The 19464-nt window shown below is 63.6% G+C and carries 16 protein-coding genes; 12 read left to right on the forward strand and 4 right to left on the reverse strand.

Features of this window, described 5'->3' with window-relative positions; all coding sequences use genetic code 11:
* The first annotated feature begins 1504 nt into the window (after positions 1 to 1504).
* Both N805_RS31220 and N805_RS03035 read left to right on the forward strand, forming a co-directional pair.
* Positions 1505 to 2155, forward strand: a complete 651-nt coding sequence (locus N805_RS31220; RefSeq protein ID WP_371113225.1) for a methyl-accepting chemotaxis protein — start codon at positions 1505 to 1507, stop codon at positions 2153 to 2155.
* 129 nt (positions 2156 to 2284) lie between these two features.
* Complete coding sequence (locus N805_RS03035) at positions 2285 to 3163, forward strand: LysR substrate-binding domain-containing protein (RefSeq protein WP_019472015.1); 879 nt, start codon at positions 2285 to 2287, stop codon at positions 3161 to 3163.
* Positions 3164 to 3351: 188 nt separating this feature from the next.
* On the opposite strand, the gene N805_RS03040 is transcribed toward N805_RS03035, so the two are convergent.
* Entirely contained in the window at positions 3352 to 4569 is a 1218-nt protein-coding gene (locus N805_RS03040; protein ID WP_019472016.1) for an amidohydrolase family protein, read from the reverse strand.
* Positions 4570 to 4851: 282 nt separating this feature from the next.
* On the opposite strand from N805_RS03040, the gene N805_RS03045 reads away from it, so the two are divergent.
* Complete coding sequence (locus tag N805_RS03045) at positions 4852 to 6006, forward strand: MFS transporter (protein ID WP_019472017.1); 1155 nt, start codon at positions 4852 to 4854, stop codon at positions 6004 to 6006.
* A gap of 36 nt (positions 6007 to 6042) precedes the next feature.
* On the opposite strand, the gene N805_RS03050 is transcribed toward N805_RS03045, so the two are convergent.
* The 3 genes from N805_RS03050 to N805_RS03060 all read right to left on the reverse strand — a co-directional run bounded on the left by N805_RS03050 (position 6043) and on the right by N805_RS03060 (position 8582).
* Positions 6043 to 6936, reverse strand: coding sequence for an SMP-30/gluconolactonase/LRE family protein (locus N805_RS03050; protein WP_019472018.1), 894 nt, complete (start codon positions 6934 to 6936; stop codon positions 6043 to 6045).
* Positions 6937 to 6963: 27 nt separating this feature from the next.
* Positions 6964 to 7782: an NAD-dependent epimerase/dehydratase family protein gene (locus N805_RS03055; RefSeq protein WP_019472019.1), complete on the reverse strand. Its 819-nt coding sequence runs from the start codon at positions 7780 to 7782 to the stop codon at positions 6964 to 6966.
* 74 nt (positions 7783 to 7856) lie between these two features.
* On the reverse strand, positions 7857 to 8582 hold the full coding sequence (locus N805_RS03060; protein WP_019472020.1) for an oligogalacturonate-specific porin KdgM family protein: 726 nt from the start codon (positions 8580 to 8582) through the stop codon (positions 7857 to 7859).
* 342 nt (positions 8583 to 8924) lie between these two features.
* Between N805_RS03060 and N805_RS03065 the strand changes: the two genes are divergently transcribed.
* The 9 genes from N805_RS03065 (at position 8925) to N805_RS03105 (ending at position 19463) form a co-directional block, all read left to right on the forward strand.
* Positions 8925 to 10079 carry a mandelate racemase family protein gene (locus N805_RS03065; protein WP_019472021.1) on the forward strand — a complete coding sequence of 385 codons (1155 nt, stop codon included), beginning with the start codon at positions 8925 to 8927 and terminating at the stop codon, positions 10077 to 10079.
* A gap of 69 nt (positions 10080 to 10148) precedes the next feature.
* Positions 10149 to 11759, forward strand: a complete 1611-nt coding sequence (locus N805_RS03070) for an ABC transporter substrate-binding protein (RefSeq protein WP_019472022.1) — start codon at positions 10149 to 10151, stop codon at positions 11757 to 11759.
* A 66-nt stretch (positions 11760 to 11825) separates the two neighbouring features.
* On the forward strand, positions 11826 to 12863 hold the full coding sequence (locus tag N805_RS03075; RefSeq protein ID WP_019472023.1) for an ABC transporter permease: 1038 nt from the start codon (positions 11826 to 11828) through the stop codon (positions 12861 to 12863).
* A gap of 55 nt (positions 12864 to 12918) precedes the next feature.
* Complete coding sequence (locus tag N805_RS03080; RefSeq protein WP_019472024.1) at positions 12919 to 14529, forward strand: ABC transporter substrate-binding protein; 1611 nt, start codon at positions 12919 to 12921, stop codon at positions 14527 to 14529.
* A 62-nt stretch (positions 14530 to 14591) separates the two neighbouring features.
* Positions 14592 to 15509: an ABC transporter permease gene (locus N805_RS03085; RefSeq protein ID WP_023047280.1), complete on the forward strand. Its 918-nt coding sequence runs from the start codon at positions 14592 to 14594 to the stop codon at positions 15507 to 15509.
* A gap of 11 nt (positions 15510 to 15520) precedes the next feature.
* Complete coding sequence (locus N805_RS03090; protein ID WP_026034521.1) at positions 15521 to 16360, forward strand: ABC transporter ATP-binding protein; 840 nt, start codon at positions 15521 to 15523, stop codon at positions 16358 to 16360.
* 10 nt (positions 16361 to 16370) lie between these two features.
* Positions 16371 to 17147, forward strand: coding sequence for an ABC transporter ATP-binding protein (locus N805_RS03095; RefSeq protein WP_028613317.1), 777 nt, complete (start codon positions 16371 to 16373; stop codon positions 17145 to 17147).
* A gap of 69 nt (positions 17148 to 17216) precedes the next feature.
* A complete protein-coding gene (locus N805_RS03100) occupies positions 17217 to 17585 on the forward strand; it encodes a 5-carboxymethyl-2-hydroxymuconate Delta-isomerase (RefSeq protein ID WP_019474015.1) in 369 nt (122 codons plus the stop codon).
* Between the two features lie 63 nt (positions 17586 to 17648).
* A complete protein-coding gene (locus N805_RS03105) occupies positions 17649 to 19463 on the forward strand; it encodes a glycosyl hydrolase family 28 protein (protein ID WP_028613316.1) in 1815 nt (604 codons plus the stop codon).
* Position 19464 lies beyond the last annotated feature (1 nt).

The raw sequence follows: 19464 nt of genomic DNA on the forward strand, positions 1-19464 counted from the left end.
CAGTGGTTCCATGGAGTTGTCATCGAGTGAAAAGGGCTGGCTGCCCTGGCTGGGTAAAACCGGAAAGCTCAGGATGGGCTGGGCATGTCACCTTAACCGGGCGAATTACCCGCAGATCGAGCAAACTTTCGAAGCCATTGCCCAGACCCGCGTGCGGTTGTTGCATGATTGGGCGTGCGAGCACTGGGAGCACTTGGCGGAACTAGCGGAACAACTCGCGCAAGGGTTCGCTCAACCCGACAGCACGCTGCTGCGGGACAAGCTGGCGCAGGCCGAAGACTTTTCCGAGTTGTTTGTCGTCGATGCTGCCGGCAGCATCATCGCCTCCACCTGGCCACAACGTGGTACGCCGCGTATCGAGCACACTACAGCGCTGGCCCAAGGCCTGAAGGCGCCGTTCCTCCATGGCCCCTACAGCGACCCGCTGACCCTGCGCATTGGCCCGTCGTCCTCACGCTTCCACGATGAAGTAACGCTGATGTTCTACCAGCCGGTGAAGGCCGGTGGCAAAGTGCTCGGCTGCCTGTGCGGCCGGGTGCCCAACGATGTGCTGGGTGACCTGATCCAGCGCGAGGCCGGGCATATTTTCGCCGAGTCGGGCGACAACTACCTGTTCATGGCGCAGTCGCGCTTCGACCCGGCGATCCAGCCCGGCACGGCGCTGTCGCGCTCGCGCTTCGAGGACGGCACCTTTACCCATGGCGAAAACCTCAAAAGTGGTGTGCACACGCCCTGGACCACCGTGCAGGTCCAGCGCCATACCGAGCTGGAACTGCGCTTCACCGACCCCTCCACGCGCGAACTGCACCCAGGGGTGAGGGAAACCATCAGGCGTGGTGCCAACCTGTTCGTGACCTACCCGGGTTACTCGGACTACCGCCACGTGCCGGTGGTCGGCAAGGGCGTGACGTTCCAGTTGCCGGGCTCGCCCGACCGCTGGGGCATGATGTGCGAGGCGGACCTGGAGGAGGTCTACCGACGCCGCTCGCTGAGCTATGGGTTGATGAAACCCTATGTGGCGACCATGGCCGGGTTGTTCGGCTGCAACTACCTGGTGCAGCACTATGCCGGCCTGCCGCAAGGGCTGAACGACGTGATTCTGGCCGTGAGCATGCTCGGCGCCACGCTGGTGTTCGGCGTGTTCGGGCCCAAGCGCCTGGCAGCCAGGTTGAATGGCATGAGCGGCGTACTGCGCACCATTGCCGAGGGTGAAGGCAACCTGCGTCAGCGCCTGGACACCAGCACCCTGGGCAACGATGAGAGCGGCGACATGGCGCGCTGGATCAACAGCTTCATCGACCGCCTGGACGCGGTAGTGGGGCAGGTTGTGAAGGCCAGCCGCACGGTCGGCAGCACCAACCAGATGATGCTCGGGCGCAGCCAGGAGGCGAGTGTGAGCTCTGCCGATGTGGCGGACGCCGTGCACCACATGATGATCATCATGGAGGAGCAGCTTGGTGAACTGCAGCAGGCCTCGGTCAGCGCCGAGCAGATGAAGCAGGCGATGGACGAGGTGGTCAGCCGTGCCCGCGAGCAGTTTCTGGCGGTGCAGGCAGGCACCCAGTCGATTCGCGATGTGGTGGCGCGCTCGTCCTCCAGTGTGCAGCGGCTCGACAGCCGCATGGTCGAAATCGACAACATCACCGGGTTGATCAGCGACATCACCAACCAGACCAACCTGCTGGCGCTCAATGCTGCCATCGAGGCGGCGCGTGCCGGCGAACATGGCCGCGGCTTTGCGGTGGTGGCCGACGAGGTGCGCAGCCTGGCCGCGCGAACCGCGCGGGCCGCTGAAGACATCCGCCACATGGTCGAGAGCCTTCAGGGCGAAACCCGCCAGGCCGTCAGCTTCATGGAGCAGGGCGTACAGGACGTCGACAACAGCCTGCGCCTTGCCGAAGACGCCTCGTCCGAGAACGTCCAACTGCACCAGGCCGTGGAAGGCATGTTCGCGATCATCCAGCAGCTCAACCGGCGTAGCGTGGAATACGGCAAGACCATCGACCAGGTCAACCAGTCCTCCAGCGAGATGCGCCAGACGGCGGTGGTGCTGCAGAGCAGCGCGCAGAAGGTGCGGGTGGATGCCGGCAAGTTGCAGAAGCTGGTGGGGCAGTTCGAGGTCAGTGGCGAGGGGAAGGGGGCCGCTGCAGCTTGAGCAAAAGACTGCATCCGCGAAAGGGTTCGTGCATGCATACAAGGCATGCCTTGCCCTCTGGCATTGCATCATGCACGCCAGCTTCAGGCATCATGTACCCAGCCCCATCCACTAAAGCTGAACCCGCAGATGCCTGACTCCATCAAACCCAACCGTGCCATCTATGACCTGGACATGCTCCGCACCGTGGTCATGGTGGCCGACTGCGGCAGTTTCACCACCGCTGCCGCGCGCCTGCACTCCACCCAGTCCACGGTCAGCCAGAAGGTGCGCCGGCTGGAGGAAATGGTCGGCCAGCAGTTGCTCGACCGCAGCAACCGCGAGGTGCACCCGACCGATGCCGGGGAAACCCTGCTGGGGTATGCGCGGCACTTGCTGGCGGTGAGCAGCCAGCTGACCGAGGCCATGTCGGGTGGGGTGACGGTGACCGTGCGCATCGGCCTGCCGGACGATTTTGTCGCGGGCAAGACGATGCAGGCGCTGGCGGCGTTCAACCGGCTTAACCCGACGGTGAAGCTGGAAATTACCGGTGGGCTTAGCCGGGACTTGATGAGCACCTATGACCGTGGCGAACTGGACCTGGTGCTGATCAAGCAGCGGCGCCATAGCCGGGAGGCCAATGCGTGCGAGCCGGAGCGCATCGAATGGATCGACAGTGCGCAGTACCCGTGTTTTGCCCAAGACCCTATTCCGCTGGTGACCTTTCCGCCGCGGGGGTTGTACCGGGATGACATGATCGGTGCAGTCGAGGCAATGGGGCGCAGTTGGCGGATCGCTTTTACCAGTTCGAGCCTGGCGGGGATTCAGGAAGCGGTGGCGAACGGGTTGGGGGTTAGCCTGTTGCCGTCGCGGGTGGTGACGGGTGGGCATCGAGTGCTCGGGGCGGAGCAGGGGTTCAAGCCCATCAAGGTGTTTGAGGCGGCGATTTTTCATCGGCCTACGGCGGACCCTATGGTCATGGCGCTGGCTGAAATTCTGATCGGGATCTTGCGGGCTGAGGCCGAGTGAGCCTGCGCAGCCCATTGGCTGCGCCTTCGCTCAGCGTACAAAGCTCGAAACCGTGCCGCGTACCCTGTGGGAGCGGGTTTACCCGCGAAGAAGACAACGCGGTGTATGGCACCGGCGCTGCCGGTGTTCGCGGGTGAACCCGCTCCCACAGGGGCCGAGCAGGGCTGAGATCTGAACTTCGCCTGCGGTTAACGCCGCAGTTCGGTAGCAAACTGCGCAGCTTTCAACTGCAACTGCGCAGGCCTGCCCCAGAACGCGCCATGGCGCACAATCACCCGTTCATGAATGGCCGCAGCCACCGCCGCAGCAGCATTGGGCGCCTTGAGCAGAACAAAGCTCGCCTCGTTACCAACCTTCAAACCATAGTCCTGCTTGCCTATCACCCCGGCACTGGCTTCGGTCGCCATTTCCAGCGCAACCCGCAGCTCTTCATCGGTATTGAAGCCCGAGCGGTAGCTGACCAGCATGGCCCGCTGCAGCATGTCGCCATTGCCGTAGGGCCACCAGGCGTCCTGGATGTTGTCGTTGCCGGTAAATACCCGCACGCCGCCGTTACGCAGGCGCAGTACGGGTGGGAACGCATGTTCGCCGGGGGCGTTGGTCATGATGGAGATGCCTGCGCCGGCCAGCACTTCGGCCGTGCGGTCGACAACAGCATCGGATACGTCGCCCAGGCCATAGGCGTGGCTGACCGCCACCAGGCCTTGCATGCCCAGTGCCTGGGTGCGTGCCGCAATGCGCTCGAGCTGGGCGATGCAGATATCGCCCGGCTCGTGCAGGTGAATGTCGACCTTCACGCCATGCCGTTCGGCGATGCCGAAGACAATGTCCAGCTGGGCGTCGGCGTCGCCGTCCAGGGTGGTCGGGTCGATGCCGCCGACTACCTGCACGCCTTCGCGGATGGCCGCTTCCATCACCTCAGCCGTACCGGGGCAGGTCACCACACCGGCCTGGGGGAAGGCCACCAGCTCGATGTCGAGCAGGTCTTTCCACTTGTCCCGGGCTTGGAGCATGGCGTGCAGGTTGGTCAGGCCGGTGGTGGCGTCTACGTCCACGTGGCAGCGCATCGCCAGGGTGCCGAACGAGGCGGCTTGGCGCATCAGCGCATCGGCGCGCTCGACGATGGGTGGGGCACTGGCCAGTTCGCGTTTTTCCACGGCCAGGCGCTCGCGCAGGGTGGCCACGGGTTGGTGCGGTCGCCAGCGGTCGCCGACAAAGCTCTTGTCCAGGTGGATGTGGCCATCGACAAAGCCTGGCAGCACCAGCAGGCCTTCGAGGTCGATGGTTTCACGGGCTGGGGTGCTGGCGCGTTGCGGGCCGATGTGGGTGATGCGGCCGTTGGTTACGGCAATGTGCAGGGGCAGGCCATCGGCGTCGATGGCGTTGATGAACTCACGGTCGTTCATGATCGGACCTTTTTTACTGAGGCTTGGGTGACGTACCACGGTAGGGGGGATGCGGGTATGTCTCCAATTAATTATCAGGATCGGGTGCAGTGCATTTCTGGATGCAGGCAAAGGGCGGCGGCCAGCATTAAAAAGCCCACTGATATGGATGCCGATAATTAACTTTCAAAGCCTACGATCTCGGCCCACGATTGCCCACCAGACCCGCCCAGTCGCCCGCTACGGCGCCTTCCAGGGCAGGTCGCCACACACAATAAAAACAAATGCCGTGTCGGGGTCCCCATGACGCAAGATTCCAAGCTGCTGCGTGCCGCGCTGATTTTCATCGCCTGTACTTCCTTCATCGTCTGTGGCGTACAACCCATCTTCATGGGGCTGGTCACGGAGCAACTGAGCCTGTCACTCGATCAGCAGGGCTGGGTGGTGTCGGTCGAGATGATCGGCATGACCCTGGGCACCTTGCTTTGCCCGGTGCTGATGAAGCGCCATGGCGGGCGCAGCCTGTGCCTGATCGTGGGCGCCCTGTGCGTGGCCTTGAGCATCGCGACCGCCTTTGCCACCACCAACACCCTGCTGCTGATCGTGCGCCTGGCGGCCGGCACCTGTGCGGGGCTGGTGTATGCCTATGCGGTGTCCACGCTGGGCCGCTTGCCCAACCAGGACCGTTCGTTCGGGTTGATGCTGTTGCTGCAAACGCCAGAGTACTCGCTGTTTTCCGCAGCGTTGCCGCTGCTGGCCGCGCAGAGTGGCACGGTAACCGCCTTGTGCGCGTTTGGCCTGTGGTACTTGCTGATCTGCGGCGCCAGCCTGGTGCTGCCGCGTCGCCCCGCGGCGTTGCTGGCCAGCGGCGAAGCCTCGCCTGCCCAGGGTGGTTCGGCGCGCACGGGGCGTACTGCGTTGGTGGGCATGCTGTTCATGCAGATCGCCATCTACTGCGTATGGGGCTTCATTGACCAGTTGGCGCGAGACCAAGGCATCAGCGGCGTCGATATCGGCTGGGCGTTCGGCCTGTCGGCCCTTGGTGGTTTGCCGGGTGCGGGGCTGCCTAGCCTGTTGGGTGCGCGGGTCAATCGCCAGTTGATGATCGCCGTGGGGCTGGTGGCGGTGTTCATTTCCATCGCCATGCTCACGGGCCATACCCGCACGCCAATGCAGCTGTTCGTGGCGTTGTTGCTGATCAACTTTGGCTGGGTGCTGTCGTTGTCTTACTACATGGCGCTGATCACCACCAACGACCCGACCGGCAAGCTCACACCGCTGGTCAGCATCACGTTGATGGGGGCTGCAGCGGTGACGCCGGCACTGATTGCCATGCTGGTGGAGGGCTCCAACCAGCAGCTGATTTTCCTGTTGGGTACCGGGGCGTTGGTGATTGCCTTTGCGGTCACTTGCCTTGGGGCAGGTCGCAGGGGGATGTCCAGCAAGGCTGCTTACTGAACATACCCTTGGTGGCAGCTATTGCCGGCCCAGGCTTCAGCCCCCGGCAATCGGCTCCGCCAAGCCTTTTACGCCGGGGTTGAGCGCGAACACGCCGCCGGCCAGTGGCTGGTCGCTCAGGTCGATGCCTTGTGGGCGAATCGACGTCACGAACAGCGTATCCAGCTGCGGGCCGCCGAATGCGCACATGGTCGGTTTCTTTACCGGTAGCGGCAGGGCGCGGTCCAGTTTCCCTTCGGGGGTAAAGCGCAGTACCTGGCCGGCATCGATCGCGCAAATCCAGTAGCAACCTTCGGCATCTACCGCAGCCCCGTCCGGTCGGCCGGGGTGCTGGTTCATGTCGACGAATATTCGGCGGTTGTGCGGTGTGCCGCTGTCGATGTCGTAGTCGAAGGCCCAGATCAGCTGAACGCTGGGGTGCGAGTCGGAGACATACAGTGTTTTGCCGTCCGGGCTGAACGCCATGCCGTTGGGCACGATCAGCTTGTCCAGTCGTGCTTGCATTGGCTTTACCGTTGCGTCCGCCGTCGCGTCATATCGGTAAAGCGCACCCACCGGTTCGGCGCCCATATTTGTTTGCATCGTACCGGCCCAGAAGCGCCCCTGGCGGTCGCAACGGCCGTCATTGAAACGCATGCCGGGCCTCGCGTGTTCGACGCTGGCGCGCTTGTCGGCAACCAGGCGACCGTCAGCCTGGGGGGTGAGGTGGAAGACCCCGCTCTCCATGGCCCCAAGCCAGTGGCCTTGCTGGCTACGGACGATGCAGCCGAGCATTTCGTCTGCGGCCCAGTGTCGGGTCTGGCCATCTGGTTGCCAGCGGTGCAGGCGGCCTGCCGGTATATCCACCCAGTACAAGGCATTTTCCTGCGGGTGCCAGACCGGGCTTTCGCCTGTGGCATTGCGTGCATCGGTAATCAGTTCGGCTGTCATGGAAGAATTGCGCACTCCATCAGGGGTTTAGTCGCCAAAAGGGCCGGCAGCGGTGAAGGCGCCACCTTGCAGGTGGGCTGTCGGGTCATCTGTAACAGGCTTTGGCTGCTGCTCCAGGGCCGGGCGGAAGCGCTCGGCACTGTCCTTCGGATTAAAGTCCAGGTGTGCGGCGTGGCGGTTGCTCCACCAGAGGTCGCGGTTGGCCGAGACACCGTACACCACGGTATGGCCGACGTTTTCGGCAAGCAATGCGCGCTCTACCAGATGTGCCAGGTCGCCGTAGCTCAGCCAGGTGGACAGCATGCGCACATTGCGTGGTTCGGGGAACGAAGAGCCGATGCGCAGGCTGACGGTTTCGATGCCGTAGCGGTGGAAGTAGAACGTGGCCAGGTCTTCGCCGTAGGCCTTCGACAGCCCGTAGTAGCAGTCTGGTCGGCGCGGCGAATGCGCATCTACCTGTTCGCCTTGAGGGTAAAAGCCGGTGACATGGTTCGAGCTGGCGAACACCACGCGCTTGATGCCGTGCTTTCGGGCGGCCTCATAGATGTGGAAGGTACCGACGATGTTGGCTTGCAGAATCTCTTCGAAGGCACGCTCGGTGGAGATGCCGCCCAGGTGCACGATGGCGTCCACATCCTGGGCCAGGGCCAATACGCCGGCCTTGTCGGCCAGGTCGCAGTTGATGACTTGCTCATGCTCGCCTGCAGCCGCTGCCATGGGGCTGATGTCTGATACGCGCACGATGTTGGCGTGTGCTTGCAGTGCTTCGCGAAGCACTTGCCCGAGCCCGCCGGCGGCGCCGGTGAGCAGCAGGCGGTTGAGGGGTTTGCGGTTGGTCGTGGTCATTGTTGGATGCCTTTTGCTGAAACTGCATGAGGGTGCCGTGGTGCAACGACACCGGCATGGTCGGGCGGTTGCCCTTACAGGAAGTTGTACTGGATACCCAGGCGCCAACGGGCCTGGCGATCGTCCGTATAGCTGTTGACCTTGATGTCACCCACTTCCATGAAGGGCGCCCACTGTTTGTTGAGCTTGTACTTGATGATCAGGTTCTGCTCGTAGTCGCGCTTCTTGTTGTCGTAGCGGATGTAGTCGGTGGTGAAGTGGATGTACTGGTATTCGAATGCCCACGGGCCGCTGGGGGTATAGCCGAGCCAGCCTTCAAGGCGGGTGGTGTTCTGGTTGTCCTTGGCGCGGTCCGCCTTGCTGTGGTCGATCTGGTCGCGGTCGAGGCTGCGTGCGTCGTGGCGTACGCGCGTGGCGACGTACCAGGTGTCGCTGAGCTTGTAGTTGTACTTCAGGCCGAACTTGTAGGTGGTTGCGTCCTTGGAGCTGTCCATCTGGAAGGCGGGGGTCCAGGTCGACTTGGGGCTCATCTTGTAGTTGTAGTCCACGGTGAACTCATGGCCGTTGTTGACCATGTTGTCGTAGGCGACGTCTTCGCGGTCGCCGGCAGTCTTGTATTTGATTTCTGCGGCAAACCCCAGGCCGCTGTCCTTGCGGTAGCTCAGCTTTATCCGGTCGGAGTGAATGCTGTCGTCTTCGGTGTACCCATGCCGGTAGTTGATGCTGGCGGAGTCCGCGCAGGCGTAGAACGACAGGCCGAGGGTGCTGGCGGCGATAAGGCGGCGAAGTGTGTTGTTCATGCGATCTCTTTTTTTGTTTTTGTTGAGGACGTGATGAGGCGTGTGAGCAAGGTGGGTGAGGTGGTGAGCGCTCCGTGATTTTTAAAATAAGTTATCGTACGACTGTGGGGCTGTCCACGAATTATTGAAATGTTGTCTGATCACATTGGCGGAAGGCTCTAATACGGTAGTTATGGCTTTGCATGTGCTTTGTGACGGGGATCACAGGGCGGGGTTTAGCAGGCTATTCACGACTATTTCGTCGGCTTGAAGAGGTGCTTTCCAAATGTTGTATGATGACGTAGGATTGCCTCCAGAGCGTGACTCACCCGCCACAAATCCAATAAGAAGGCTCAGACGTCCATGATCATTACTGCAGTAAACGTCCAGGTGTTTTCCTACCCCACGCGCCGCGCTGTAGACAGCGCCGGCCATGCCCATCCGGGCGACGTGACCCAGGCCAAGATGGCCTTGCTACGCATCAAGACTGAGTGCGGCAACGAAGGCTTCGCCTTCGGCGCTCCCGAGCTGATCCGCCCGTATGTGCTGGATGGCTTCGTGCGCAAGGTGCTGGTCGGCGCCAATGCCTTCGACCGCGAAAAAATCTGGCACGACCTCGCCCACTGGCAGCGCGGCAGCGCAAGCCAGCTCACCGACCGCGCCCTGGCCCTGGTCGAACAGGCCCTGTGGGACTGGGCCGGGCGCAAGCTCAAGGTGCCGGTGCACAAGCTCATCGGTGGCTACCGCGACAAGGTCCCGGCTTACGGTTCGACCATGTGCGGTGACGAGCTGCCGGGCGGCCTGTCGACCCCTGAAGAGTACGGCCGCTTCGCCGAGACCCTGGTCAAGCGCGGCTACAAGGCGATCAAGCTGCACACCTGGATGCCGCCGGTGTCGTTCGCCCCGAGCGTGAGCATGGACATCAAGGCCTGCGCCGCCGTACGTGAAGCGGTCGGCCCGGACATCGCGCTGATGATCGACGGCTATCACTGGTACAGCCGCACCGAAGCGCTGACCGTCGGCCGTGCCCTGGAGAAGCTGAATTTCGCCTGGTTCGAAGAGCCGATGATGGAAGACTCGGCCGAGTCCTACGCGTGGCTGGCCGGCCAGTTGGACATCCCCGTGCTGGGCCCGGAAAGCCTCGGTGGCAAACACCTGAGCCGCGCCAGTTGGGTCAAGAACGATGTCTGTGACATCCTGCGTGCCGGCGTTGCCGGGGTCGGCGGTATCGCCCCGTGCCTGAAGGTCGCGCACATGGCCGAAGCGTTTGGCATGGATTGCGAGATCCACGGCAACGGCGCGGCCAACCTGGCGGTGGTCGGCGCGATCAAGAACTGCACCTGGTACGAGCGCGGCCTGCTGCACCCGTTCCTCAACTATGACGAAGTACCGGCCTACCTCAAGCGCCTGGTCGACCCGATGGATGAAGACGGCTTCGTGCACCTCTCCGACCTGCCTGGCCTGGGGGAGGAGATCGACTTCGACTACGTCGAGACCAACACGCTGCAGAGCTTCTGATTCGTGCATGGCGGCACGCCTCGGTGCGTGCCGCCCGAGAGTCCAATAACTATAAAAAGGCTATCTCACATGAGCGTTCTCCCCAAATTCTGGGCGGGGGTCCTGGCCGCATCGCTGGCGATGACGTCGGTACCTGCCGCTTTCGCCAAGACCCCCGCCGACCAGTTGATCGTCGGCATGAGCATGATCAACCTGCTGTCGCTCGACCCGGCCGCCGCCACCGGCCTGGATGTGTCCGAGGTCAATGCCAACCTCTACGACATGCTGCTGGTGCAGGACGTCAAGCAGCCGGACCAACTGGTACCGGCCCTGGCGCAAAGCTGGCAGGTCAGCGACGACCGCAAGACCCTGACCTTCACGCTGCGCCCCGGCGTGACCTTCCAGTCGGGCAACCCGCTGACTGCCGAAGACGTCGCCTGGTCGTTGCAGCGCGTGCTCAAGCTCAATCTGGCCCTGGCCTCGACATGGAAGGCTTACGGCTTCACCGCCGGCAACGCCGCCCAGTACCTGCGCGCCGCCGACGAGCACACCTTTGTCCTCGAGCTGCCGCGGCCAACCGACCCGATGTTGGTGCTCAACACCCTGGCGACCTCGCCCAGCGCCTTTATCCTCGACCGCAAAGTGGTCCAGCAACACCAGAAGGGCGACGACATGGGCGGCGCCTGGCTGACCACCCACGCCGCCGGCAGCGGCCCGTTCATCCTCAATGACTGGCGCGCCAACGATGTGATCCTGATGAGCCGCTACGACGGTTACTGGGGTGGCCCGGCCAAGCTCAAGCGCATCGTCATGCGCAACATGACCGAGTCGCAGTCGCTGCGCCTGATGGTCGAGCGCGGTGACCTGGACCTGGCCAAGGGCATGTCCGCACCCGACATCGAGGCCCTGGAGAAGTCCGACAAGGTGCGCACCCAGACCGTGCAGCGCGGGACACTCTACTACGTTGCCCTTAGCGTCAAGAACAAGCCCTACGATGACGCTCGCGTGCGCCGCGCGGTGCGTTCGCTGATCGACTATCAAGGCATCAACCAGACCGTCATGCCGCACTACGGCCAGCTCAACCAGCGCCCATTGCCGCTCGGCCTGCCGGCACGGCTGGACGATCCGGGCTACACCCTGAACGTCGCCGAGGCGAAAAAACTGCTGACCGAAGCCGGTTACCCGAATGGCTTCAAAACCACCATCCGCGTGCTCACCGAGCCGCCATTCATCAATATCGCCTCCAGCCTGCAGGCGACCCTGGCCCAGGCCGGCATCCAGGCGACCATCGTCACCGGCACCGGCAACCAGATCTACGGCGCCATGCGCGAACGCAGCTTCGACATCCTGGTCGGCCGCGGCGGTGGCGGGGCCGAGCGTCATCCGCATTCGAGCCTGCGGACCCTGGTGTACAACCCGGACAACCGCGACGAAGCCAAGCTAAGCAACTTCCAGGGCTGGCGCACGTCGTTCTACAGCCCCGAGCTGAACGCGCTGATCGAGCAGGCCGAAGTCGAGCCTGACAAGACCAGGCAACTGGCCCAGTACCAGCAGATCCAGAAGACCCTGGACGCGCAGGTCGGGGCGATCCTGCCGGTGTCGCAGATGACCGACACCGTGGTGGTCTACCACGATGTTCAGGATTACCAGACCCACAGTGCGGCCACCACCCGCTACAAAGACGTCTACAAGTCGCGATGAGCGGGAGCGGGGCGTGCGCGCCCCGAACGCCTCGGTGTTGGCTGAACGCATTTTCAGGAGCCTGTTATGTTAGTTTCGACTGCCTCTGTGCTGGGCACGCGCGTGTCTGGCACTGCCCGACGGGCCAGCACGGTCCTGGTGACCCTGCTCGGTCTGTTGGCGCTGACCTTCTTCATTGGTCGGGTGATGCCGCTGGACCCGGTGCTGGCCGTGGTCGGGCCGGACGCCGACAGCTCCACCTACGATCAGGTGTACCGGGCGATGGGCCTGGACCAGCCGATCTGGGTGCAGTTCGGGCTGTACCTCAACGACCTGCTCCACGGTGATTTCGGCAACGCCCTGCTGACCGGCCACCCGGTGCTGGAAGACATCAAGCGGGTGTTCCCGGCGACCATCGAGTTGGCCACCCTGGCAATTCTCTTCGGCATCGTCATCGGCTTGCCACTGGGCGTGGTCGCGGCCAGTAACCAGGGCCGCCTTGGCGACCATGTGGCACGGGTGATCACCCTGTTCGGTTACTCCACGCCGATCTTCTGGGTCGGCATGATGGGCCTGCTGGTGTTCTACGCCTGGCTCGGCTGGGCCGGCGGGGCAGGGCGCATCGACCTCGCCTACGACGGCATGGTGCCGGACATCACCGGCCTGCTGCTGATCGACACGGCCCTGGCCGGGGATTGGGAAGCCTTCACCAGCGCGCTGCGGCACATCGTCCTGCCGGGGCTGATCCTGGGCCTCAACTCGGTCGCCTACATCAGCCGCATGACCCGCAGCTTCATGCTCGAACAGCTGTCCCAGGAATACATCATCACCGCCCGGGTCAAGGGCCTGTCGCGCCGCCAGGTGGTCTGGGGCCATGCGTTTCGCAACATCCTCGTGCAGCTGCTGACGGTGGTCGCTTTGGCCTACGGCTCGCTGCTCGAAGGCGCGGTACTGATCGAAACGGTGTTTGCCTGGCCCGGTTTCGGTCAGTACCTGACCAGCAGCCTGATGCTCGGTGACATGAACGCGGTGATGGGCTGTGTGCTGGTGATCGGGCTGATCTTCGTGGCCCTGAACCTGATCAGCGACGCCCTGTACAAGGTGTTCGACCCAAGGACCCGTTAAGCCCCGCGCGGCCAGCGCGAACACAGTGCATGACTATAAAAACAAGGACAGCCACATGAAAACTGTACTTCCGATCCTGCGCCTGAGCCTGCTGGGTGCGATGCTGGCACTGGGGCCGATGGCCGCCGTGCAGGCCAAGACCCCCGCCGACCAGTTGATCGTCGGCATGAGCATGGTCAACCTGTTTTCCATCGACCCGGCCAACGCCCCGGGCCTGGATGCCTCCGGGGTCAACGCCAACCTGTATGACACGCTGGTCAAGCGCGACCAGGGCAACCCGGAAAAACACCTGCCACAGTTGGCCGAACGCTGGGAGATCAGCGAAGACGGCAAGCAGGTCACCTTCCACCTGCGCAGCGACGTCAAGTTCCATTCCGGCAACCCGCTGACCGCCGAAGACGTGGCCTGGTCGCTGTACCGCGTGATGAAACTCAACTTCGGCCTGGCCACCACCTGGAAGGCCTACGGCTACAGCGTCGACAACATTCAGGGGCTGATCCGCGCCACTGACCCGCACACCCTGGTGGTCGAGCTGCCGCAGCCCGCCGACCCGCTGCTGCTGATCGACTCGCTGGCGATCTCGCCCAGCGCGGTCATCGTCGACCGCCAGGAAGCCTTGAAGCACGAGAAGGACGGCGACCTGGGCGCCGCCTGGCTGGTCACCAACGAGGCCGGCAGCGGCCCGTTCACCCTGACCAAGTGGAGCGCCAACGACGCCTTGGTGATGACCCGCTTCGACGGCTACTGGGCGGGCCCTGCAAAAATGAAGCGGGTGCTGGTGCGGCACATGACCGAGTCGCAATCACTACGGCTGATGCTCGAGCGCGGTGACCTCGACCTGGTCTACGGCATGGCCGCGCCAGACATCAAGGCCATCGAGCGCTCGCCCAAGCTGCAGGTGCAACCGCTGCAGCGCGGCACCATGTACTACGTGGCGATGAGCATGAAGCAGCCCGAATTCGCCAACCAGAAAGTCCGCGAAGCGGTGCGCAACCTGATCGACTACAAAGGCATCGACGAGCAGGTCATGCCGCACTACGGCATGCTCAACCAGCAGCCGATGCAGCTTGGCCTCGACGCCCGCCTGCCGGACCCAGGCTACAAGATGGATGTCGCCAAGGCCAAGGCGTTGCTCGCCGAAGCCGGCTACCCGCAAGGCTTCGCCACCACCATCCGGACCTTGTCCGAGCCGCCGTTCATCGACATCGCCGCGCGCATGCAGTCGACGCTCGCCGAAGGCGGGATCAAGGCCAGCATCGTCACCGGCACCGGCAACCAGGTGTATGGCGCGATGCGCGCGCGCAACTTCGAAATGATCGTGGCGCGCGGTGCCGAGCGCTACCCGCACCCGTACTTCAGCCTGCGCACCTTTGTCTACAACCCGGACAACAGCGACAGCGCGGGCCTGCCCAACTTCCAGGGCTGGCGCGCGTCGTTCTTCGATCAACAGCTCAATGCGCTGATCGACCAGGCGGGCATCGAGCGTGACGCCGCCAAGCGCGTGAGCCTGTACCACCAGGCCCAGCAGCGCTACGACCAGCAGGTCGGGCCGATCATGATGCTCTCGCAGATGACCGACACCGCGGTGAGCGCGGTGGACGTCAAGGGCTTTACCGGCGATGACGCCGAGGCGACCCGTTACCTGGGCGTCTACAAGCAACGCTGAACCTGTCCGGGGGCGCCTGTGGGCGCTCCGGGCGGCCATGATTTCACACCGAGAACATGCCGATGATTGCCAACATGTCTTCTACCCAAGCAAGCGCCAAGCCGCAGGCCGACACCACGCCGGCTTCCAGCCTCGACGCCTTTTACAAAAGCAGCCTGCGGGTGCTGCGCCACCTGTTGCGCAACCCCATGACCCTGGCCGGGCTGCTGGTGGCCGTGCTGCTGATCGTGGTCGCCACCTTTGCCCCGTGGATCGCCACCCATGACCCGGTGGTGCAGAACCTCGCCAACGCCCTGCAGGCCCCTGGTGCCGCGCACTGGTTCGGCACCGACGAATACGGCCGCGACATCTTCAGCCGGTTGGTCTACGGCTCACGCATCACCCTCTACATCATTACCCTGGTGACCGTTATCGTCGGACCGATCGGGCTGTTCATCGGCACTGTGTCGGGCTACTACGGTGGCATCGTCGACACGGTGTTCATGCGCATCACCGACATCTTCATCTCGTTCCCCAGCCTGGTCCTGGCACTGGCGTTCATCGCTGCCCTTGGCCCTGGCCTGGAGCATGCCGTGGTCGCCATCGCGCTGACCTCGTGGCCACCGATCGCACGGCTGGCAAGGGCTGAAACCCTGTCGCTGCGCAAGGCTGACTTCGTTGTCGCGGTCGAGCTGCAGGGCGCCTCGTCGACGCGCATCATCCTGCGTCACATCGTGCCGATGTGCCTGTCGTCGGTGATCATCCGCCTGACCATGAACATGGCCGGGATCATCCTCACCGCTGCGGCGCTGGGCTTCCTCGGCCTTGGCGCACAGGCGCCGCTGCCGGAGTGGGGCGCGATGATCTCCACCGGTCGACGCTACATGCTCGAATGCTGGTGGCTGGTGGCGGTACCGGGTGCGGCGATCATGCTGGTGAGCCTGGCGTTCAACCTGCTGGGCGATGGCCTGCGGGACATTCTCGACCCGCGTAGCGAGTAACTGGAGGCTTTATGTCGTCGCTCAAACTCAACGTCGAAGCGCTCAACGTACGCTTCGTCAACGGCAAGACAGAAATGCACGCGGTGCGCGATGTGTCGTTCACCCTTGGCCGGGAAAAACTGGCCATCGTCGGCGAGTCCGGCTCGGGCAAGTCGACGGTCGGGCGCAGCTTGCTCAAGCTGCACCCCGGCAGCACGCAGATCACCGCCAAGGCCCTGCAGTTCGGCGATGTCGACCTGCTCAGCGCCAGCGAAAAGGCCATGCAGAAGATCCGTGGCCAGCGCATCTCGATGATCATGCAAGACCCCAAGTACTCGCTCAACCCGGTGGTCAAGGTTGGCGACCAGATCGCCGAGGCGTACCTGGCGCACCACAAGGCCAGCCGCAGCGAGGCACGCGAGCGGGTCATGCTGATGCTGGAAAAGGTCCATATCCGCGACCCGAAACGCGTCTACAACCTGTACCCGCATGAAGTCAGCGGCGGCATGGGCCAGCGCATCATGATCGCCATGATGGTCATCACCAACCCGGAGGTGATCATCGCCGACGAGCCGACCTCGGCACTCGACGTGTCGGTGCGCCAGCAGGTGCTCAACGTGCTCGAAGAGCTGGTGGTCGAGCAGCAGATGGGGCTGATCTTCGTCAGCCACGACCTCAACCTGGTGCGCAACTACTGTGACCGGGTGTTGGTGATGTACGCCGGGCGGGTGGTCGAGTCGCTCGCCGCGTGCGACCTGCAGTATGCCGAACACCCTTATACCCGTGGCCTGCTGGCGGCCTTGCCGAGCATGGACAACCGCCGCCCGCGCTTGCCGGTACTGCAACGCGACCCGCTCTGGCTCACCTGCTGAGGTAACTGACATGTCCATGATCCAAGCACAATCGCTGAACCTGAGCTTCGGCGTTGGCGCCACCCTCAACCAGGTGCTGCACGACGTCGACCTGACCGTCGAGGACGGCGAGTCGTTCGGCCTGGTCGGTGAGTCGGGCTCCGGCAAGACCACCGTGCTGCGCTGCCTGGCCGGCCAGTACCGGCACTGGAGCGGGGCGCTGAGCATTGCCGGCGGTGCGTTGCAGCACAAGCTGCCCAAGGAGCACTTTCGCAAGGTGCAGATGGTCTTCCAGGACCCCTACGGCTCGTTGCACCCGCGGCACACCATCGACACCGCCTTGCGCGAGCCGCTGACCATTCACGGCATGGCTGATCGCGACGACCGGATCAACGACATTCTGGTCAAGGTCGGCCTCAATGACAGCTTCCGCTACCGCTATCCGCACCAGTTGTCGGGCGGGCAGCGCCAGCGTGTGGCGATTGCCCGCGCGCTGATCCTCGAGCCGCGTGTGTTACTGCTGGATGAGCCCACTTCGGCGCTGGATGTCTCGGTGCAGGCGGAGATCCTCAACCTGCTGGCAGACCTGCGCCAGCGCGAGAAGCTCACCTACCTGATGGTGACCCACGACCTGGGGGTGGTCAGCCACCTGTGCGACAAGGTCGCGGTGATGCAGCAAGGGCGCATCGTCGAGCGCCTCGACAGCCAAGCGTTGAGCCAGGACCTCGCCCGTCATGACTACACCCGCATGCTGGTCCAGGCCAGCCGCGACTTCAGCGCCGAATCGCCGCGCGCCGCCTCTGCCTGAACCCCTCCCAAGCCTTGCGCCTGAGCCTGCGGGGCAGGGCGCACAGGGCTGCCGATCAAGGAATCCACCATGCCTCATTGCATTATCGATTGCCCGGCCAGCTTGGCTGAGCGGGTTGGCGAGCAGACGCTGCTGGCCGCCGTGCACGACGCCATCGATGCCAGCGGGCTGTTCAAGCCCGGCGACATCAAGGCGCGGCTGAACACCTTCAGCCATTGCCGCTGCGGCGCCGGGCAGGATGATTTCGTGCATGTCGCGCTGTACCTGTTCGCCGGGCGCAGCGCCGAGCAGCGGCGCAGCCTCGCCTCGGCGGGGGTGGCGGCGCTGGTCGGCCTGCTGCCCGAGGTCGAGGCACTATCAATGGATGTGAGGGAAATGGCCCGGGAGACCTTCGTCAACCGCAGCCAGTACCTCGAGCAAGCCGCGTTGACGGCCTGAGCCACGCGGCTGGGCCGCTCAAGCGTGGCGTTATCAATGGCAAAAACAAGGAAGATAAAAACCATGCCGTATGCACACCCTGCTGTCGCTGCACGCAAACACCCACTGGCGGGTGCACTGCTGAGTGCCCTGGCCATGGGCTGCAGCCTGCCGCTCTGGGCGCTGGACGCGCCCGCCAAACTCCAGGTGCCGACGCTGGCCTACGATGAGCAACAGATCATCCTGGTCTGGGAGAAGCCGGCCGACCACGCCGAGATCGTCGATTACCATGTCTATGGCAATGGCAAGCTGCTCGGTGGCAGCAACGCCAACAACGACCAGGTCTCACCGGCCAAGCCTTACATAGACCACTTCTACCAGCAGGACACGCAGAACTTCCATCACCGCATCGCCATTCACAGCTTCACTGCCCAAGGGCTTGCGCCCGATACTGAATACCGCTTCACCGTGCGTTCGGTCGATCGCAACGGCAAGGAGTCGGCCGACAGCCCTGTGGTGGTGCAGCGAACCACGGCCGTCCCGGCACTGTTTGACGTGCAGCAGTACGGTGCCAAGGGTGATGGCAAGGCGCTCGACACGGCCGCCATCCAGCGTGCCATCGACGCTTGCAGCAAGGGCTGCAAGGTGCTGCTGCCTGCCGGCACGTACAAGAGCGGGGCGCTCTACCTCAAGAGCAACATGACCCTGGAAATCGCCGAGGGCGCTACCCTGTTGGGCTCCGAGCGTGCCGAGGACTACCCGCGCGAAGGCTATATCCAGTACCCGTATTCCACCACCGTGCGCCCGGCCTCGCTGATCAACGCGTTGCCGCGCGACCCGCAGGCGCATCAGGCCTTCGAGAACATCCGCATCGTTGGCAAGGGCACGATCGACGGCAATGGCTGGAAGCGTAACCCGGATGTGCTCGACGAGCGCGGGCAAGCCTTGCCCTTCTACCTGCCCAGCGACAACACCCGCTACATGCACGACGGCGTGCTGGCCAAGGCGCAAGTAGAGCGGGCGGTTGCCGAGGGCATGAATGTCAAGGACGCCTACGGCCAGATGCGCTCGTCGCTGATTACCCTGCGCAATGTGACTAACGTGTTCTATGGCGGCTTCACGGTGGTCAACCCGGCCTATCACGGCATCATGAACCTGGAAACGCAGAATGTGGTGCTGGCTAACACTACGCACCGTACCTACGACGCCAACAACGGCGACGGTATCGAGTTTGCCAACAGCCGCGGCGCGCTGGTGTTCAACAACTTCTTCGACACCGGTGACGACTGCGTCAACTTCGCCGCTGGCACCGGTGCGGGTGCGGTCCACCAAAAGCCGCAGGAAGATGCCTGGATCTTCAACAACTATTTCCGCAAAGGCCATGGAATGATCGTGGCGGGCAGCCACACCGGCGCGTGGATTCAGAACATCCTGGCCGAGGACAACGTCTCGGATGGCACCGATGCCGGGCTGCGCATGAAAAGCACCAACTTCATGGGCGGTGGCGCACGCCACGTGACCTTCCGTGATTCAGCCATTCGCAATACCGCAAAACAGGCCTTCATCTTCACCCTGGATTACAACGACCCGAATGCCAAGCTCGACTACAAGCGCTCGACGGTGGCGGGGCAGTTTCGGGATATCACGGTCAGCGACGTGAGCGTGGAAAACGCCAGCACCGCTGCCATCGAGGTGAAGGGCGATAGCAGCCATGGCGCCTGGCATCAGGGGCTGGTGTTCGAGCGTGTACGTTTCAGCGGGCCGGCCCCGGTCAAGATCGATGGCCTGAAAGATTCGCGCTTCGTCGGGCTTCGCTTCACCCACACCGGGGGCGCCAACCCTTGGCAAGTACAGGGCAGCCAAGGGCTGGCCTTCACGGATGTGGAGCCTGCGCCTTAGC

The sequence above is a fragment of the Pseudomonas putida S13.1.2 genome (genome assembly GCF_000498395.2).
GTDB lineage: Bacteria > Pseudomonadota > Gammaproteobacteria > Pseudomonadales > Pseudomonadaceae > Aquipseudomonas > Aquipseudomonas putida_Q.

Bases quoted from the DNA above. Each gene is read 5' to 3' on its own strand.
- N805_RS03050 (WP_019472018.1), bottom strand. From the start codon at position 6,936: ATGACAGCCGAACTGATTACCGATGCACGCAATGCCACAGGCGAAAGC.
- N805_RS03075 (WP_019472023.1), top strand. From the start codon at position 11,826: ATGTTAGTTTCGACTGCCTCTGTGCTGGGCACGCGCGTGTCTGGCACT.
- N805_RS03060 (WP_019472020.1), bottom strand. From the start codon at position 8,582: ATGAACAACACACTTCGCCGCCTTATCGCCGCCAGCACCCTCGGCCTG.
- N805_RS03040 (WP_019472016.1), bottom strand. From the start codon at position 4,569: ATGAACGACCGTGAGTTCATCAACGCCATCGACGCCGATGGCCTGCCC.
- N805_RS03095 (WP_028613317.1), top strand. From the start codon at position 16,371: ATGTCCATGATCCAAGCACAATCGCTGAACCTGAGCTTCGGCGTTGGC.
- N805_RS03065 (WP_019472021.1), top strand. From the start codon at position 8,925: ATGATCATTACTGCAGTAAACGTCCAGGTGTTTTCCTACCCCACGCGC.
- N805_RS03070 (WP_019472022.1), top strand. From the start codon at position 10,149: ATGAGCGTTCTCCCCAAATTCTGGGCGGGGGTCCTGGCCGCATCGCTG.
- N805_RS31220 (WP_371113225.1), top strand. From the start codon at position 1,505: ATGGACGAGGTGGTCAGCCGTGCCCGCGAGCAGTTTCTGGCGGTGCAG.
- N805_RS03085 (WP_023047280.1), top strand. From the start codon at position 14,592: ATGATTGCCAACATGTCTTCTACCCAAGCAAGCGCCAAGCCGCAGGCC.
- N805_RS03090 (WP_026034521.1), top strand. From the start codon at position 15,521: ATGTCGTCGCTCAAACTCAACGTCGAAGCGCTCAACGTACGCTTCGTC.
- N805_RS03105 (WP_028613316.1), top strand. From the start codon at position 17,649: ATGCCGTATGCACACCCTGCTGTCGCTGCACGCAAACACCCACTGGCG.
- N805_RS03080 (WP_019472024.1), top strand. From the start codon at position 12,919: ATGAAAACTGTACTTCCGATCCTGCGCCTGAGCCTGCTGGGTGCGATG.
- N805_RS03045 (WP_019472017.1), top strand. From the start codon at position 4,852: ATGACGCAAGATTCCAAGCTGCTGCGTGCCGCGCTGATTTTCATCGCC.
- N805_RS03035 (WP_019472015.1), top strand. From the start codon at position 2,285: ATGCCTGACTCCATCAAACCCAACCGTGCCATCTATGACCTGGACATG.
- N805_RS03100 (WP_019474015.1), top strand. From the start codon at position 17,217: ATGCCTCATTGCATTATCGATTGCCCGGCCAGCTTGGCTGAGCGGGTT.
- N805_RS03055 (WP_019472019.1), bottom strand. From the start codon at position 7,782: ATGACCACGACCAACCGCAAACCCCTCAACCGCCTGCTGCTCACCGGC.